16 protein-coding genes are annotated in these 17,499 nt (G+C 47.7%); 3 read left to right on the forward strand and 13 right to left on the reverse strand.

Annotation, left to right across the window (positions count from 1 at the left end; translation table 11 throughout):
* Positions 1-31: 31 nt before the first annotated feature.
* Positions 32-1,225, forward strand: coding sequence for an acyltransferase (locus LFX25_RS18170; RefSeq protein ID WP_238731688.1), 1,194 nt, complete (start codon positions 32-34; stop codon positions 1,223-1,225).
* 411 nt (positions 1,226-1,636) lie between these two features.
* Here LFX25_RS18170 and LFX25_RS18175 read toward each other — a convergent pair whose 3' ends face one another.
* The 3 genes from LFX25_RS18175 to LFX25_RS18185 are packed head-to-tail and all read right to left on the reverse strand — an operon-like array spanning position 1,637 to position 3,887.
* The gene (locus LFX25_RS18175; RefSeq protein WP_238731689.1) at positions 1,637-2,239 is read right to left on the reverse strand and encodes an NADPH-dependent FMN reductase; all 603 of its coding nucleotides are present in this window, start codon (positions 2,237-2,239) and stop codon (positions 1,637-1,639) included.
* A gap of 30 nt (positions 2,240-2,269) precedes the next feature.
* The gene (locus LFX25_RS18180; protein WP_238731690.1) at positions 2,270-2,977 is read right to left on the reverse strand and encodes a ParB/RepB/Spo0J family partition protein; all 708 of its coding nucleotides are present in this window, start codon (positions 2,975-2,977) and stop codon (positions 2,270-2,272) included.
* Entirely contained in the window at positions 2,970-3,887 is a 918-nt protein-coding gene (locus LFX25_RS18185) for a ParA family protein (protein WP_238731691.1), read from the reverse strand. Before LFX25_RS18185 ends, LFX25_RS18180 begins: the two co-directional genes overlap by 8 nt.
* A 201-nt stretch (positions 3,888-4,088) precedes the next feature.
* Here LFX25_RS18185 and LFX25_RS18190 point away from each other — a divergent pair, with 201 nt between their 5' ends.
* Entirely contained in the window at positions 4,089-5,192 is a 1,104-nt protein-coding gene (locus LFX25_RS18190; RefSeq protein WP_238731692.1) for a putative porin, read from the forward strand.
* A gap of 16 nt (positions 5,193-5,208) precedes the next feature.
* Positions 5,209-6,306, forward strand: a complete 1,098-nt coding sequence (hemH, locus tag LFX25_RS18195; RefSeq protein ID WP_240009191.1) for a ferrochelatase — start codon at positions 5,209-5,211, stop codon at positions 6,304-6,306.
* Here hemH and hemG read toward each other — a convergent pair.
* From hemG to LFX25_RS18245, 10 genes are all read right to left on the reverse strand, one after another.
* Positions 6,294-7,583, reverse strand: coding sequence for a protoporphyrinogen oxidase (gene hemG, locus LFX25_RS18200; RefSeq protein WP_238731693.1), 1,290 nt, complete (start codon positions 7,581-7,583; stop codon positions 6,294-6,296). The two genes, hemH and hemG, sit on opposite strands and share 13 nt — an antisense overlap.
* A gap of 96 nt (positions 7,584-7,679) precedes the next feature.
* A complete protein-coding gene (locus tag LFX25_RS18205; protein ID WP_238731694.1) occupies positions 7,680-8,651 on the reverse strand; it encodes an LA_0442/LA_0875 N-terminal domain-containing protein in 972 nt (323 codons plus the stop codon).
* Positions 8,652-8,742: 91 nt separating this feature from the next.
* Positions 8,743-10,092 (reverse strand): oxygen-independent coproporphyrinogen III oxidase, encoded by a 1,350-nt coding sequence (hemN, locus tag LFX25_RS18210; RefSeq protein ID WP_238731695.1) that lies wholly within the window; start codon positions 10,090-10,092, stop codon positions 8,743-8,745.
* Positions 10,089-11,111 (reverse strand): uroporphyrinogen decarboxylase family protein, encoded by a 1,023-nt coding sequence (locus tag LFX25_RS18215; RefSeq protein WP_238731696.1) that lies wholly within the window; start codon positions 11,109-11,111, stop codon positions 10,089-10,091. The genes hemN and LFX25_RS18215 overlap by 4 nt, the downstream gene beginning before the upstream one ends.
* The gene (locus tag LFX25_RS18220) at positions 11,101-11,793 is read right to left on the reverse strand and encodes a response regulator transcription factor (protein WP_118956976.1); all 693 of its coding nucleotides are present in this window, start codon (positions 11,791-11,793) and stop codon (positions 11,101-11,103) included. Before LFX25_RS18220 ends, LFX25_RS18215 begins: the two co-directional genes overlap by 11 nt.
* Positions 11,790-12,704 carry a sensor histidine kinase gene (locus tag LFX25_RS18225; RefSeq protein WP_238731697.1) on the reverse strand — a complete coding sequence of 305 codons (915 nt, stop codon included), beginning with the start codon at positions 12,702-12,704 and terminating at the stop codon, positions 11,790-11,792. The genes LFX25_RS18220 and LFX25_RS18225 overlap by 4 nt, the downstream gene beginning before the upstream one ends.
* The gene (gene hemL / locus LFX25_RS18230) at positions 12,704-14,035 is read right to left on the reverse strand and encodes a glutamate-1-semialdehyde 2,1-aminomutase (RefSeq protein ID WP_238731698.1); all 1,332 of its coding nucleotides are present in this window, start codon (positions 14,033-14,035) and stop codon (positions 12,704-12,706) included. The genes LFX25_RS18225 and hemL overlap by 1 nt, the downstream gene beginning before the upstream one ends.
* Complete coding sequence (hemB, locus tag LFX25_RS18235) at positions 14,032-14,985, reverse strand: porphobilinogen synthase (RefSeq protein ID WP_238731699.1); 954 nt, start codon at positions 14,983-14,985, stop codon at positions 14,032-14,034. The genes hemL and hemB overlap by 4 nt, the downstream gene beginning before the upstream one ends.
* Positions 14,954-16,582, reverse strand: coding sequence for a type 2 periplasmic-binding domain-containing protein (locus tag LFX25_RS18240; protein ID WP_238731700.1), 1,629 nt, complete (start codon positions 16,580-16,582; stop codon positions 14,954-14,956). Before LFX25_RS18240 ends, hemB begins: the two co-directional genes overlap by 32 nt.
* The gene (locus LFX25_RS18245) at positions 16,567-17,442 is read right to left on the reverse strand and encodes a Rossmann-fold NAD(P)-binding domain-containing protein (RefSeq protein WP_238731701.1); all 876 of its coding nucleotides are present in this window, start codon (positions 17,440-17,442) and stop codon (positions 16,567-16,569) included. Before LFX25_RS18245 ends, LFX25_RS18240 begins: the two co-directional genes overlap by 16 nt.
* Positions 17,443-17,499 lie beyond the last annotated feature (57 nt).

Raw genomic sequence — 17,499 nt, forward strand, 5'->3', positions numbered from 1 at the left:
ATTCTACTCCCCCGGAAAAGTACACTCTTTTATGACTTCGAATCTTTCACTTTTTATCGATCTCTTCGGGCTTTGTATTCTCTTTTTTATCTGCATTCTATCGAACCGGCCTTCTCAAATTCTGCTTTCCGATCCTCCGAAAAACGGTTCCGGCGGAGGAAGAAGCGAGTCCGTGGACTTTATCCGCGGCCTTGCGATCACGGGAATCGTGTTCATCCACGTGAATTCGTATTATCAGTACTTTGCTCCCGATCGGAACGCGTCCGTTTTGACCTTGTTTCTTTCGAACCTATCGAGATTCGGAGTTCCGGCCTTTATCCTTTCTTCCGGAATTTTTTTAAAACCCGCCAACTTTAGAGACTACTGGAAACCCAAGATCCTTTCATTGCTCGTTCCCTATTTTCTCGTAAGTCTTTTGGCCGCTTACATAAAACTCGGAACGTTTCCGGACATAAGAGAATACTTATACGGCATTCTTTTGGGAACCTGGTGCGCTCCGTATTACTTTGTCCCGCTTTTGATTTCCTTTTATCTGATCTTTCCGGCAATGAACGCGATCCGCGCAAAGTATAACTCGAAAAAAGCGGCCTTGATCCTCCTATTCGCGTCCCTCCTTTTGAACTTTGCGGCCAACCACGCGTTTCGTTTTTCCGAAAACCCCTGGCTAAAAACGATCGAGCCGATCCTGTTCGGCGGGTTTTTGTTTTTTTTCACCTTCGGCTTGTTAGCCGGAGAGTGGTTCAAAGCCCCCGGAGAATTTCTGAATTTTTCGCAGGAACCCGGTTCTCCCCTCCCCTACTCTCTGCGGAAACTTCTTTGGGTCGGAATTTCGATTTATCTGACTGTCGTCTTTCTCGCGGGAATTTTTTGGAAGTTCGATTCCTCCAATCACCTGCTCTTTTATCCTTTGGCGATGTTCCTTTTTCTTTTCTTTTGGGCTGAAAACGTTCAGAAACGGAAGGGACATAAAACTTTGATTTCCGTTTTCTCCTTTGTCGGGAAGAATAGTATGGGAATCTTTTTGCTGCATCCGATCCTCATCCATCTGATGCACGCGTGGAGTCCGTTCGCTTGGGGGGAAGGTTTCTCTTGGGTCGCGATCGCAATCACCGGCTTTGCCAATGTCGCCTTACCTCTTGGAACTTGGCTGCTCGTAACGAAGTCGCTGGATCGGGTCGTAAGTTACGGAATTTCCCGGAAAGCGGACGGAACTCCGGCCAATTAACGGGATTTCCCGGTTTCACAGGCATATCACTGACGGACTTCCTGAAAACATGACTTCTTAGTAAGCCTACAAACGATTTATATTCCGGCAATCGACGTAGAATTCTTCCGTCGTTTTAGCCTTGCCTCTTCGTTTTAAAGGACTTCGGATTCTATCAAAAGATTTTCGGAAGTTTCACAAGACTTCCGAATCTTAGAACGGATTTTAATGTCACTATCGAACCCGCATGCAAGATCATCCCGTAAAAAGATCGCAATCCTTGTTCCGACAAATCTTTTTTCAAAAAAATGTCGACTTTCGGATCCAAGAAAACGGGGAAGTTTGCAGAAGTCGCACTTAAAGCTAAAGAATCTCGAATGATACTACGTTTGAAACACAGAAACTTCTACAAGACGAAAGAATCGGAACGGGTCACATCCCGTTCGCAAATTCTTTTTTAACCGTAACACCCGAGTCGCGAACCGTCTTCAGAGCGTCGCCATAACTCACGAGAATTTTAAGAGCGAAATCGATCCGATCCCGCAGATAAGAATCCTCTTTGCTCACGGAATCCGGCCCGTTTAAAACGTGTTCCGCGTCCCGCACGATGATATGTTCGGGGATGTAACAAAGCTTCGTGTTCTTGTAGCTGCTCATTCTCAGCTCGGCCACGGGGTAAGCGCCGCCCCGACTCGCGGAGACGGTCGTAATCAAAACCGGCTTATGGCCGACCGCCGCCGAGTTGCAATAGAGGATAAAATTCTTCAAACCGGGGGAAGCCATTCCCGAGTACTCCGGGGAAACGAACACGAGCGCGTCCGCATTTTTCAGTTCGGCTTCGATCGGCTTCCAAATCCCGTCCCAGTATTCTCCTCCGTCCCAAAAAGAATCGTCCCAAACAGGAAGTTTATGATTTCCCAAATCCAAAATCCATGCCTGATGACCGAACGTTTCCAAACGTTTCCCGATCCATCCGGCGACCTTTGCCGACTGGGATACCTTCCTGTGAGGACCGGCGATGATAGCGAGTTTCATATTCTCTCCGTATTAAATTAAAGAATCGAATTAATCCTTGAGTCCGTATTTCTTTTTGAGAGAAGATAGTTCCTTCAGGAACCTTTCCCTTTGCTGCGGGGCGAGTTTGCCGAGCTGAAGAACCACTTTTGCCGGCGCCGACTTTCGGGGTGAAATCATTTCACCCCCTCTGCCTTCTTTTTGTTTTAAGAGCTCTTCCAGATTTTTTACGGAAGCGTCTTTTCCGGATTTAAGGAGATCGGCGACGGACTTTTGGTCGAGCCTCGCGATGGAACTGAGCTGCTTTACGTATCTTTCGGTAAATCCTAGAACTTTCGCGACCTCATCTGCGGTTTTACGCTTTTCCTTTCTTAAAAACTGAATCGCACGACCGACTTCCCAAGGATTTAAGCTTTTACGTTTTTCGTTTTCCGCAAGAGCCATTTCAAAACATCTTTCTTCGGAGGCGGAAGTTTCAATGGAAGGAATCGTATTCCACTTCAAAATTCTGGCGGCTTGGTATCGTCTTTCACCCGCGACAATCTGATACTTCTTACCCTGTTTTTTGACTACGATCGGCTCGATCAGGCCGAGGCGCTTCATAGACTCGACCAAATCGGATACGTCCTCTCTCCCGAAAACCCTCGGCTGCGTCGGATTGGGTGAAATATCGGAAAGAGCGATCTCGGTCTTGGACGATTCTTTTTCTCCGAACGCGGTAAGAAGATCCATACCCGCAAAGTCAGAACGTTTAGCCATTTGCAATTTTCTCCATCACCTCATCCGCCAAGGAAGAAAACATCTGCATCGCCTTGCCGTCGTATTCTCCCAGAAGTTTTTTCTTCGCTTGCGCCTGCGGAATCGACTCCCGCCTGTAAACCACGGTTCTAAAAACCTCGAAATACTTTCGGATCGCGTCCGCAAGACCCGCCAGCGCACGAGCGTCCTCGTATTGATTCAAAACGGCGCCCAAAAGATTGAGGGAAGGATTCGCCTTCTTCTTGATCTTAAGAATGGTGGCGTGAAGATCCTTCAGCCCCTGAACGCTGAACGCTCTAGTTTGAATCGGAATCAAAACGTGGTCCGCGGCGATCAAAGCGTTCTCCAAAATCAGGCCCAGGGACGGAGGGCAATCGATGATGATATATTTGTAGCTCGAACGCACCGGCTTGAGCGCATCCTTCAGCAATTCGAAATCATCCCTTTCATAGGGAGTCGTAAAGTTCGCAAGATGAATCGAAGAAGGAAGCAGGTCCAAACCCGGCGCGAGCTGGACCAAAAGATCCTTAACCGGAACCGGTTCTTCTCCTCTGTAGCCGAGAGAATGAAAAACGGATCTTTCCACCGACCCAAAAAAAAGCTGAGTGATATTCGCCTGAGCGTCCCAGTCCACGAGAAGAACCGGCGCCGATTTGGATAAGGCTTCCGCAAGACAAACGGATACGGTCGTTTTTCCTTCTCCGCCTTTTTGATTGGAAACCGCGATGATCGTCGAATCGTAAACGTCCCGATTCGATTTTTGAAAATATTTTTCGATCGTTTCCCGATCGTATCTTCCTTTGCCCGAGGAAGGAATTTTCCATTCCTTTACTTTCGATAAAAATTCATCTTCCGAAGAAATTTCGTAATCATCTAAGATCTGTTGGGTTGTTAGAGTTTTGGAACTCATGGAAGAACTCTTCGGATAGAATCGTCCGAACATATGAGATCTGTCAAATCAATACTATGTCCCATGAAGTCCGGAAAGCTAAAAAACGGAATTGCATGAGTAGGGCAGGGTGGCTAATCTGCCTTGATCCGCATTTGCGGTCGTAAGGGGTGAAATCGTTTCACCCTCGGAATCCCATACGGCTCATAAATAAACAGCATTATGAATCAAAACAAAAAAACGATCCAATCCGTTCTAGTCGCAATTCTCCTCCTATCCACCGCTTCAATCAAAGCGCAAAACACAAACCCGATCGAAATCGGACCGCCGCCGGCGCCGCAGGAAAAAGAAAAGCCGTTCGCGGAAGACGAGCCTTTCCTCAAAAAACTCATTCGTCAATCTTCGTTTACGATTCTTGCGGGACGCAACGGAGGAGACAATATCTTTGAAACAGGAACGAAATACGCCAACCTTTCCGGCTTGCGCGGCGGCTCGCGAATCACGTACGAGCGAGATTTTAATTACGGCGGACTCGGATTTACCTTGCGATGGAAAAAATGGGAAGCGGATCTGAACGTCAAAACGACCGGAAGATACGTCAATTCGGGAGAAGGAAGGGACGAAGATTTCTATTTAGGAGACCCCACGATCGAACGAGGGACAAAAATCTCCACACGCGAATTTTCATACTACGATACGCCTTACACCTTCATCGGATCTCGCAACTTTGCGGACGGCAAAGGGCGTCTTTCGATGAAACAGGACAGACAATCCCTCATTTTTAGAAGATACTTCGGCGATTCCGATCCGGATGCACGCAAAGAAGGGAAGGGGCTTTTTCTAACGGGCGGCTTTCAATATACGTTTACGAAGTACGTTCTCTACGATGTGTTTCAATACTTCGACTCGAACCCCGTTTTTTTGAATCGTATCGGATTAGGATTGAGTCTTTCTTATTCGACCTACGAATTTCCTCTCGGACTCGGATACAGATATTCGAACGCAGAATGGATTTTCGAGACTTCTTTTTCGGGAGTATTTTGGTCTGGACACTTTAGGGACTTCCATTATCAAAGAGCGCTCAATTTTATCGGAGACGTAGGCGGATTCGGAATCGATTTTAACGTATCGGCGGGAAGAATTTTCGGCAATTATCTTGTCTTCTTAAAACTCAACGAACACCGACTTTTCGGCGACGGACATTTTCAAACAAAAGGCGGGCTCAGCCAAAACGACATTCTTTCCCAACACTTAGGCCAGTATAAGAATTACATGAATCTCAAGGAATGGAACGTCGAACTTTCCCTTACGGGCTTTTTATACTGATAAAGGAAAAATCGAATTGAAGAACCGAATTCTTCTCATCAATCTCGGAGGACCGAGAAACACGTCGGAGATCGAAAAATTCCTGATCGATCTTTTTGAAGACCCTTATGTTTTCGACCTTCCTCTTCCCGAATGGCTCCGCAAATCGTTGGGAAGATGGATCGCAAAAAGAAGAGCGCCCAAGGTCGCCAAGACGTACGAATCGATGGGTTTTGGCGGAGGCTCTCCGCTCGTATCAGAAACACAAAAACAGGCGCAAGCGATCGCAAAAGCCCTCGAAAAAATCACGGGCGAGAATTGGGAAGGCGACGTCGCGATGACCTGCGGTTATCCGGACATAAGAACGTTCGACGCAGAACGTCTCACACCCGCAAAACGAAATATTCTACTCCCTTTATATCCTCATTTCTCCAGATCCACCGTATTGAGTACCGCCAAACTCGTGGAACAAACCCTCCGCGTATGTCCGATCGGAAAAGAAGGCTGGGTTCCGCCGTTTCACGCGTCCTCCGAATACCTGGAAGCGATCCGAGATTTGATTCTCGATTTTTTTCGAGGACGATTGAACAAAAAAGAATTCCTGCATTCGGAAGCATTTCAAGCGGTTCCGAATTGGGAAAAAATCGATCTCGTTTTCAGCGCACACGGAATTCCGATGCGTTTGATTCAAAAGGGGGATCGTTACCGGGAAGAGATCGAAACGAATGTAGAAAATTTAAAACGACTTCTTCGGGAGAAAGGATTTCAAGGGAATTGCCATGTTTCATTTCAGAGCAGAGTAGGGCCGTCCAAATGGACCGAGCCGAATACGATCCACAAACTCGAAGAACTTGGAAAAAACGGAGTCAAACGCGTCGCGGTTTATCCGATCAGTTTCGTAGGAGATCACCTGGAAACATTGGAAGAAATCGGAGAACAACTCAAAGAAGTCGCTCGTGAAAACGGAATCGCCGAATACTTTCGAATCCCCGCGCCCGGCATCTACGGAAAGTTCATCGAAGTGATCGCAAAGCTCAGTTTAGAATCGACTCAATCTCGGAAACAAGAATGTATCTGCAAAAAAAGAGGCGGCCATATTCCCAAAACGGGAGAATGCTCCGCTCAGTTATCTTGACGGTTTCGCATAACGTTCCAGGCTCTTTCCAGGATGGAACTGAGACCGATTCCGTATCGAAAATTTCCTTCCGCATACACACCTTCGGGCAAACTTCGATCCAACTCCTGATTGAACGCCAACAATGCCGAATCATACACAGGCAAAGCGGATTTCCAGATCGTAACGTAGTGATTGACGGGAACTCCGTTTTGAACCGCGATCTTTTTCCGATCCTCTTCCAAAATCGCGACGATTTCATTCTCTTTGAGTTTGGAAATCTCCGTGTCCATCGCTCCGCCGAAGATGAACGTTTCCGAATCATATCCGTCCGAAACCCTTCCCGAAAAAATCGAAGAATTGATCAGAACGCCCCGAGCACGAAGTCCCGCCTCGGGTGGAAATAAAATGCCGAATCCCGTTTTGTTTCCGAGAAGAGATTCGTGTCCGAAACGCGTCGCGGTTACGACCCCCAACGTTCTGCATACCTTTTCGTATCGTTTAAAAACGGGAACGCTTGCGGATAAAATTTTCAACGTGGATTCCAAGCCGCAGGCGAGCGTGATCCTCGCATTCGGATATTTTTTTCGTAAAGCCGATAGAGCAGGGGGCTCTTCGGACTGTAAAATCCTGGAATTCGAAGAGGATTTGATTTTCGCTTCCATGGCGTTTAACAATTCCCCCAAACCTCCTCGAAAACTAACCGTTCCTTTTCTTTGTTTCGGGACCTTGGGCTCGGATTTTCTTTTTTGAAAAAGGGTCTGCAAATTTTTCCAAAGCGGCTCATCCGTAACGACGAACCTGCCGATCACCAACTCTGCGGACATCTCCTTTAGATTTCCCGCATATACTCCCGCAAGTCCCGGCTCGAGCACGCTTTTAACCGCGTCTTCCCCCAAAACACGGTTCCCCCATTGATAGACGGATTCTCCTCGTTCGATTCCCGCGGAGATTCGGAACATTCCGTATAACGCGCGTAAGGTGCCCCAAAAAGAAAGGGGCAGCCTTCTCGGCGCGCCGTTTTTCCAGATATAACGCCTCCGAGAAGCTTTGAGCGTGGGAAGGATTTCCAAACCCAATGCGGAAGCCAATTCTTCCAACCGATACGAATTTAAGATTCCGTTTGCGGCGGTTTCCACAAGACCGAACGGAGTGCGGATGGATTGAATCAATCCTCCGGAGCGATTTTTCTTTTCGTAGATTAGGACCGATTCTCCCTTTAAAACCGAGAGGGTGGCGTAAAGAAGTCCGGTAAATCCGGCGCCGATGATGATATGATCCGGGTGTTGAGTTGCCACGGATCTATTTTTACGGGAATCAAAAGATTGTAAATCAGCAATTCAAGGAACGATCACTTCCCATCGTCCCTTAAAGACCAAAGAATCGAAGTCGAATTAAAATTGGAATCTATATCCGAAGGTGTATTTGGATTCGAGCGTGGAAGATGTCGCTCCGCCGTTCAGCATTCCGGAGTTTGCCATCGGATTGTAATCCAAGATCAATCCTTTTGACGATCCGTCCGAAAATCCCACTTTGGAGGAAATTTGTCCGCCGAAAATATACGCATCCGCCAAGTTGATCAGATAGATTCCGGCTAACACGCCGATGCTCGTCTGAAGATTCTTATACGCTTTGTCGACGGCTTCGCGCTTGCTTTGATACGGACTAAATTCCTGGTTGTAGACGTACAAGGCTACCGGATCGGTGATGACGGGTGATAAGTTCGGATTTGCGACTCCGATCGCCGCCAGAGTGAGGGAATCCGTCGAATACGGATTTCCGTAACTCTCGTAATCTTTTTTAGCGACGAGATACTTGCGATTATTCTCATATACCGCATAACCTGCGGCTAAGAAAAGAGTAGGGTAGATGATCGCCGCGAACTTTCTTCCGCTTGCCCATTGTCCCCAACCGGGAAGGATCGCGGACCTCCCCAAGGCCCCGGCTTTCGATACGGCGGGTTTTGGAGGAGGTGGAGGAGGAAGCGGCTTGTTCTTTTCCGCTTCTTCTCTTTCCTTTCTAAGGCGTTCTTCCTCTTCCTGTTGCTTTTTGAGATCGACGTTTCTTTGTTTTGTGAGCTTCTCGTCTTCCAAACGTTTGATCTCGGCGTTTCGGATTCGTTCTTCCTCTTCTTCGTCGATATCTTTATAGATTACTTTTAAGATTTCTTTTTTGGCGATAACCCGTTTGCCTTCTTTGGTTTGAACCGTAATCGTCTTCTGATTTTGCGTGATTACCTTACCGCGGAAACTTCCGCCCTCGTGCAATAGAACGGTCTCGGCCGAGACCGAAACGATCCCTAAAAAGAATAAGCAGAAGGTTAAAATAAGTTTTCTTAAGAATGATATCAACGCGGGCCTTCCCATATTCAGTTATACGATTCCGTTCGGAGGAACCGCCACTGCTACTCAATAATTTATTGGACGACTTTTTGATCGAAAACCGCGCTGTCCGTTCCTAAATCGATCTCGAAAAAACTCTCGATTCCGGGCTTTTTCTCCGCAATCGAAGATCCAATCCCGTACAAACGTTTCTCAGAAAGGGCCAACCCTTTTCGGTCAAAGAGAGAAGATTTCCTTCCCATCTAATTAAAGTATCGTCTTCCATGGAGGCCAAATACAGCCTTACGTCCTGCAAAATTTGCTCCGGTACTATAACCTTTCCGGTCGTCGATAATTGCAGAATTAACGATCTTTGTATCAAATCCTCGCCGTCCAACTTATGTCCTCTCAAAGTGGCAAATCGGTCTTCACGAATTCTTTTTTGATATTTTTTGACAATTTTTTCGTTTTGATGGAAACAATCCCAACTATCCGAAATCGCGGAAACACCCAACCCTAAAAGCATGTCAGTGGTTCGGGTCGTATAACCCATAAAATTTCGATGCAGGGTTCCGTTTTTTGCGGCTTCGGAAAGTGAATCCGATTCCAAAGCGAAGTGATCCATTCCGATTTCGATATATCCCGCCTTAAGGAACAGCTCTCTCGACACTTCGTATAACTCGCGTTTTTCGGAACCGGACGGAAGATCGGCCTCTGTGAATAATCTCTGCGCCGCTTTGATCCAAGGGACGTGCGCGTAACTGTAGAATGCGATTCGATCCGGACGCAGTTCGAGAGTTTTCCGAACCGTATGTTTCATGCTCTCCAGATTTTGCTGCGGCAATCCGTATATAAGATCGAAGTTCACCGAAGTGTAACCGAGTTTTCTGGAAAGGTCCGTGATTCTCTCGGTCATTTCGAAAGGTTGCGTGCGGTTGATGAGTCTTTGAACCTCGGGATCGAAATCCTGAACTCCAAGACTAACCCTTCTGAATCCGAAGTCGTGAAGAAGTTTCAGCTGCGCATCTCTGGTTCTTCTCGGATCCACTTCCAAGGAGAATTCCGGCGCGGAAACCACATTCATTTTTTTTAATATGGAATCGAGAAGAAGCTCAAGATTCTTTTCCGCGAGATACGTCGGAGTGCCTCCTCCGAGATGGAGTTCCTTCAATTCTCTTTGTCCGATTTCGGGGACTTCTTTCAGATAATTGGAAAACTCCGCAAGAATCGCATCGATATACGGCTCTTCCACGGAATGATTTTTTGTGATCGAAGTGTTGCATCCGCAAAAGGAACAAAGAGTTTCGCAGAAAGGAAGATGAAGATACAAAGCTAAGGAAGAATTCTCCGGCGTTAAACGATTTCGAACCTTGTCCAGCCATTCTTCCGTGCTTGGATTTTCGGACCAATAAGGAACGGTGGGGTAGCTCGTATAACGCGGAGCCGGTATATCATACTTTGCGATCAGTTCTTTTGCACTCATCATTGAAATGTCTCTCTTACGATTTCCACGAAGGTTTTTACGTTGTCTTCGGGGGTCTTGGGCATAACTCCGTGTCCGAGTCCGCAGACCCAGCCGATCCGTTCTTCGGGGGGAAGATCCCGAAACGGACGGAGAAAGTTGATTAGAGTTTTCTTAAATTCGTCGCGCTCCATAAACAATAAGGCCTGATCGAAATTTCCCTGGATCATCCTGCTTTCGGTTCGGAATACTTGTCTTAAATCCCATCTGTGATCGAATCCGAATCCCGCAAGCGAAGGAATGTTTCGGATTAAATCGAAGTGCGAGGTCGCCGTTCCTCTACCATAATATCCGACTTTTCCCGGATAGGCATCGGCCAAGGTTTTTACGCCGGGAATGACGATCTCCTCGAAAAAATCGGGAGATAAATCCCCGCCCGCCGTATCGAAGATTAGGATCAACTCGGCGCCGCCGTCCAACTGAAGAGCGATATTCTCTTTTAGGAATTGGACTATCGTTTTCAAGAATTCTTTTCTGACATTTGTCAACGTTTTCGGCAAAGATAGATTGCCCTCGTGTTTTCCCGAAACTGCGTATGTAAACAAGGTCCAAGGACCGCCCACGAATCCGATCACGGATTTATCTTTGGGAATTCTTTCCCGAGTGAGCTCCATGGCGTCCTTTTGAAACTGCATAAAGGAAATTGAATCCTCGACGGACTTGAGTTTTTTCAGATCGGCTTCCGAACGGACCGCAAAACTCAAGTTAGGTCCCGCGTCCGTGTATCGCAGACCCATCCCCAAAGCCTCCAAAGGAAACAGAATATCGGAAAAAAGAATCGAGACGTCGAAATCGAACTCGTTCACCGGGCCGAACGCGACTTCCGCAGCGAGTTCGGGAATCTTGCACAATTCCTCGAAGGAATGTTTTTGTCTGAGGGCTTGGTAGTGTTTGTGATAACGTCCCGCCTGTCTCATCATCCATACGGGAGGAATCTTTTGTGCGATTCCGCCGATCGCGTTGGAATAGCGCTCATTCGACATTTCTTAATTCTCCGGTCCATTGATAACCGACGCCTCGTACGGATCGTATGACTCGTTCTCCTTCTTCTCCGAAGGCTTGTCTAAGCCGCACGATCGAATTGTCGATCGTTCTGTTTGTGGGGAAACTTTCTTCTCCCCAAAGTTTGTCCAAAATTTCCGCGCGGCTTACGGTGCGTTCGCGTTCCGCAACCAAGAAATGAAGAAGAGCGCAGTCCCGTTTGGAAAGAGGGATTTCTTCGTTTCCCTTTTTAATCTGAAATCCTTGAAAATCCAAGACGTAGTCTTTGTAAAAGAATCTGGATTCTTCTATGGAATGTTTATGGGATTCCAATACGTGTTTGACTCGGAGAAGAAGTTCCTTGAGATGAAACGGCTTCGGAATGAATTCTTCCGCTCCGAGTTCAAAACCGCGGAGCCGTTCGGGCGCGCCCGCTTGTGCGGTTAAAAATAAAAACGGAGGACAATCCTTGGTTTCTTTGAGTTCTTCCGCAAGAGTGAATCCGTCCCCGTCCGGCAAACGTACATCCAAAAGAATGAGATGCGGCTTTTCGTCTTTGACCAATTTTTTTGCGGACACGGCGGAAACGGTCCAAAGGACTTCGTATCCTTCTTTCTGAAGTCGTTCTTGTAGGGTTTCCCCGAGAGAACGATCGTCTTCGACTAACAAGAGTTTGGCCTTCATCGCGGCGCTCCCGGAAGAACCAAGTCCACTCTGAATCCGATTTTTTGAGGAACGATTTTCATCGAACCTTTCATTTTATTCGTTAGTTTTTTTATGATATACAATCCGATTCCGGTCCCGCTCGAACTCCCGTGTCTGTAAAAGGGAACGCCGAGCCCTTTGTATTTCCCGTCGAATCCGCTACCGTTGTCGACGAGCGATATCAGAACTCGTCCGGATCTTTGCCGTTCGGAACTCACCGTAAGCGCGGTCGCCTTTCCGTGTTTCAAAGAATTCTCCGCAAGATTCTTAAAAATACTTTCGAGCGCCTTTCGATCCGAGAACACGAAAACGTTCTCCAAAGACTGAAGATCAATTTCAAGTTCGGGGAAATCTTCTCCGATCGAAAGAAGGATTTCGCGCACGTTCGTTTTTTCTATATAAAGAATTTCGGATCTTGTCAGACTCGCGAGATACATCGCGCGATTCATCTGCGATTCGATTCTCACCGAGTCCATAAGCAATCTTTGAAGCAGTTTGCTCTCGTGATGATTGGGCAATTCTTCCTGAAGACTTTCCGCCTGCAGACGAAGGCTTGCGAGAGGGGTTTTCATTTCGTGCGTCACCGTGGAAAAAAAGTCGTGGATCATTTTGTTTCTGCGTGTTTCTCGATAAGAAAACCAAATCAACGTCGCTCCGCCCAAAAACAACATCAGAAGAAAAAACGCTCCTTCCATCTTGATCATTCTGCTTTGTCGCTCGAGCAGGAGAAGATTTTCGGAGGCGGCAGACGCGTTGAGCTTGGAACTGAGTCCCGCGACCGTATTCGTCAGTTTGAGTCCGAGCAGAAACCACCAAATCCCCAGCGAGACCGTGACAAGCAGCCAAACGATCGCGAATAGGATTCTCGTATTTTTCCAAAGAGAAGACATCAGATTTCTTTGAGCGCTTTCTCGGCCAACTCCAACGTCTTCGCGACGACCGAGTCCGTGTGCGCCCAGGATAAAAAGCCGACTTCGTAACCGGAAGGAGCGAGATAAATTCCGTGCTTTAGCAAAGCATGAAATACTTTTGCGAAACCTTCCCTGTGACCTTCGGGAATTCGATCGATTCTACGGACCGCATCTTTCGTTTTCGCGCGAAACCAGAACAGGGAAGAATGTGCGACCGCCTCCCATTCCCGATCGGATTTCGCGTTTAAAAGCCGAATCATTTCCTGCGTCAGAATTTTAGTTCTATCCTCTAACACGGAATAAACGGAATCCCTCTGCGCTTTTCGCAGCGTAGCAAGGCCCGCTCTCATTCCGAACGGATTCCCGCTCAAGGTTCCCGCTTGATAGACCGGACCGGAAGGAGCGACGAGATCCAATAATTCCTTTTTACCCGCATAACAACCCACCGGAAAACCGCCTCCGATGATCTTTCCATACGTTACGAGATCGGGACGGATTCCGAGCAAACCGGACATCCCTTGAAAGCCGGTTCTAAAACCGGAAATCACCTCGTCAAAGACGACTAACGTTCCGTGTTTTCTCGCTATCTCGACGATCTTCGATAGGAATTCTTTTCTTTGGATCAAAAGTCCGTAGTTTGCTGGAAGAGGTTCGATGATCAATGCGGCGATATTCTTCCCTTCGGTTTCAAAAACTTTTTCGACAGCCGCCTCGTCGTCCAAAGGGAGAACGAGAGTGTTTGCGATCGCGGTTGCGGAGATTCCCGCGCTATCGGAAGAGGATTCTCCCGCGAGACCGGAACCGGCTTTTACGAGTAAGGCGTCCAAATGGCCGTGATAACATCCGTCGAACTTTAAAATTTTTTCCCTTCCGGTTGCGGCCCGAGCGACACGAAGCGCGCTCATCACCGCCTCCGTTCCGGAATTCACGAAACGAACTTTCTGGGCCCAAGGGACATTGTTTGTGATAAACTCGGCGAGTTCGAGAGAGTAGGGCTCGGCGGCCCCGAAGCTCCACGCAAGACCCGCGGTTTCACGAACGACTTCTTCCACTTCGGGATCTCTGTGACCCAGGATCAAAGGGCCGAAACTCAGACAATAGTCGACGTATTCTTTCCCATCGATGTCGGTTAACGTGGCTCCGTTTGCCGAAACGAAGAAGACGGGAGTTCCGCCCACGGACCTGAACGATCGTACGGGAGAATGAACTCCTCCGGGAGAAACCTTCATCGCTCTTTCAAAAAGTTCTTTGGAGTTTTGACCTTTCCACGATTCGGAAATCAACTTTGAATGGGACGTTTGCGAATTCACGATAAAATCTCCTTTCCTCTTCTTGCGGCATACGTGATCAAATACGAAGCCCCGGCTCTCGAAAAGATCTGCCAGGTTTCGCGGAGCGCCGCGTCAAAATCGCAGAACTCGTTTTGCGCGAGATAATGAATCGATGCGTATTCTCCGCTGACCTGATACGCTCCCGTCGGCAGCCCGGTCCGTTTTCGGATCGGGGCTATCAAATCGATCGAAGTCATTCCGGGTTTGACCATCAGAAAATCGGCGCCTTCTTCCTTGTCGCGAAGCGAAGAAAGAATGGAATCCTCCCGATTGCGAACGTCGATCTGATACGAAGAACGATCTCCGTGCCCCGGAGCCGAATCCGCGGCCGCACGAAACGGTCCGTAAAAGTTGCTTTTGAACTTAGTAGAATAACTTAAAATTGGAATATTCGAAAAACCGTTCGTATCCAAGATCGTACGATGGCTGCGAACCCTTCCGTCCATCATGTCGCTCGGCGCGATTCCGTCGGCGCCTGCCTGCGCGTACGCCAGAGCGATTTTAGAAAGATGTTTTACGGAAGAAGGATTGTCGATGTTTCCGTCTTGATGCAAAAGCCCGCAATGTCCGTGCGTCGTCAAAGAACACATACAAGTATCGATCCACAAAAACGCGTCCGGAAATTCTTTTTTTAAAGTCGAAATCGAACGTTCGTAAAACGCCTTCGGGATTTCCGTATTCGATTTGAGCTCCGGAACCAAAAAAAGAATGAAGTGAGAAGTTCCCGCCTTGAGATCGGATTCCACTTGTTTTAAAACGGACGTTTCCGTATCCCGAAACACACCGGGAAGAGAATCCATTTTCTCTTTTTCCTTCAGGCCTTCCACGATAAACAAAGGTTGTATTAGTTTTTTTGAATTTAAACTTTCCGAAGACGCGAGTTCTCTGAGCGGAGCGTTAAGCCTGATTCTTCTTTGTTTGGTTTCCAAGGTCGTTTCCTTTGAATTCTTTGAGTCCGAGACTTTCCAACCAAGACTCGTAGCGTATAAAGACGGATAAATTTGCGGATTCTCCCAATACGTTCCGGATATGGGAGGAAGTGATTCCGGGTCCGCAAGCGTGGAATCGATTTCTGATCTGCGGATATAAGGAAAGCGCCTTATCGAATTGGGAAGCGCTCATCCAAAATAAGTGCGTCTTTTCGGATAAGTCGGGATGATCTTCCATCGGTTGCGCTTGGTAGGTAAGCACGCGTTCCAATCCGGAAGCGATCTCCGTCGAACCGACGTGCGTGCATTTTACGAAGTCCAACCGCTTTCCGAAAAGAATTCCTTCGGGCAACTCTTCTTCGCCGAGAGCATCCAAGGAACCGTGAACCCAAATGTCCCGTTCGGCAAGTTGAACCCATGTTTTTAAACCGGAAGTCCACACAAGACCTTTGTGTTCCAAGGCCGGATCGATGATCGGATATGCGTTTCCTCGAGTGACGAGCCAATCCTTGAGAACCAATTCTTTCGGAAGAATTCTCCGATCCTCTTTGCCGTCCGCGGAAAGAACAAAACCTTCTTCGGAAGAAAGCGGAACCCGCTTTTGTTTTACGGCTTCTCCGGGAACGGGATACGCTCTGAGCACCGATTCGGCGGGAGGAGCAATCGTTTCGGAGAATTGCTCTTCGATTTCGAGCGTTTCGCCGGAATCGGTCAATCCGCGTTGGTATAAAACTTTTCCAAAGGGCCGATACAAAATCGAAACGCCGATCTTTTGATGACAACCGCCTCCGAATTTTTTTAAGATGCGCCGCTCTTCTTCCACCGCTTGAACGACTTGCGGTTCACTCAAAGTCCGAACGAGATCGATCGTCCACGAATCGTTCGACCTGGCTTCCGCGGCGATCGCGCCTTGCGCCGGGGCGGAAGGATTGAGAGAAAGAGGGAAAATCTGAAAAACGGATTCGGCAAGCGCCTCTTTTAAGAACTTGCGTATTTCTTGATATTCTAATTCGTCCGAGTTCGGAAAATTCTCCGATAACAATCGATCGAGCGCGGCCTTTGCAAGAACCAAACCGTCGGCGTCGGATTCTCTCCATTTGCGGATTCTCGTCTGGATATTTCCGCGCACCGGAAAAAACGTAAGGGAGGAATTTTTATAACGGGAAGGCAGGGACTTCGCTAAGAATTTCTTCAGGTTGTATTCTCTACGCGGAGAAGAAGTCTGAATCTTCAGTTCCCGGGGAGAATATTTGTCGAGAGAGGATTTTTTCCAAAGAAGCACGTCCCTTTGATCGGCTCGGCCCAAAACACCGAGAATCGTCGTTCCCGAATGACCTTCCAGATCCAAATCCTTCCAAGAATGAATCACGAGATCGACTTTTTCATCCACAAGATCTTTCGTTAAATCCTGCGTAAAAACGCCCCTGCTTCCCATCTTCCAAAGAGGGGTTTGCAGATCCTGATCTCCGGAAGCTTCTCTAAAATAAAGTTCGACGATTAGATCAGGATATTTTTCTCGGAGGGCGCCGAGTACAAGGTAAGTCTGAAGTCTTGCGAGTGCGCTTTTACGGGAACCGATCTTCAGAACGCGGGACAAGTCAAATCTTCCCAACCGAAAATGAATTGCTGCGCCTCGAGTTCCCGTTCTTCGACGAGATCGTCTAACGCGGGCAGCACTTGCTCGCGGATCTGCATCGCCCTTTCTTCGGTTTCACGAAGGGAATCCAACATCGCCGCAAACGAAATATACCGCACCGAATCGGGCCATTTTTGTTCCAGAGGAACTTCCCTAAAGTCCACGACGATCGCTCCCGGTTCGATTGCGTCGAGAACCGAGGAAAGATTCAAAGGCGCAGCGATGACGATCGCTTCTCCCGAAGGGTTCCATTCGCTTAACAATTTCACGGAAGCGTCCGCTTCTTTGGAAAGAAACGCGAGGCGTTCTTCGTTGCGTCCCACAAGCGTCACGTTTCTCGTCTTCAACCAAGGAAGAATTTTTTCGGCGAGCTGCCCCGTTCCCAACAAAGAAACGGATTTCGTATCCTTAAGATATTTATTCGCGAGTCCGCCGTAGGATTGTTCTCCTATGTTCTGAAGATAACGGGAACGAATACTTCTCGAATCTTGAATCAGACTGTCTCTGAATTTTGCGAGATATTCCCCGAACGCGGAAGAGGGGAGCGAAGCATTCTTAAATCGTTCCCGGAATTGAGCGAGAACTTCCGTCTCACCCAAAAGTCTGGAATGAAGTCCGGAAATGACTTCGAGCAAAAAACGATACGCTTCGTAACCGGAATACGATTCCAAAGTGGAAGGAAGTTTAGAAGGTTCTTTATGAATTCGGCTGTCCGTGACCCAGATCGTACGCATGCAAGTCATCCAGGAATAAGAACCAGGAATCTCAACATTCTCTCTATCCTTTTGGATCGAATGATAAACTCGCAGAGTGGACCACATATCGATAAAAGAACTATACCAGTTTTAAAGCTTTGATTGTCAAAGAAGTGTCACTGT

Source organism: Leptospira sanjuanensis, from assembly GCF_022267325.1.
In the GTDB taxonomy this organism is placed as follows: domain Bacteria; phylum Spirochaetota; class Leptospiria; order Leptospirales; family Leptospiraceae; genus Leptospira; species Leptospira sanjuanensis.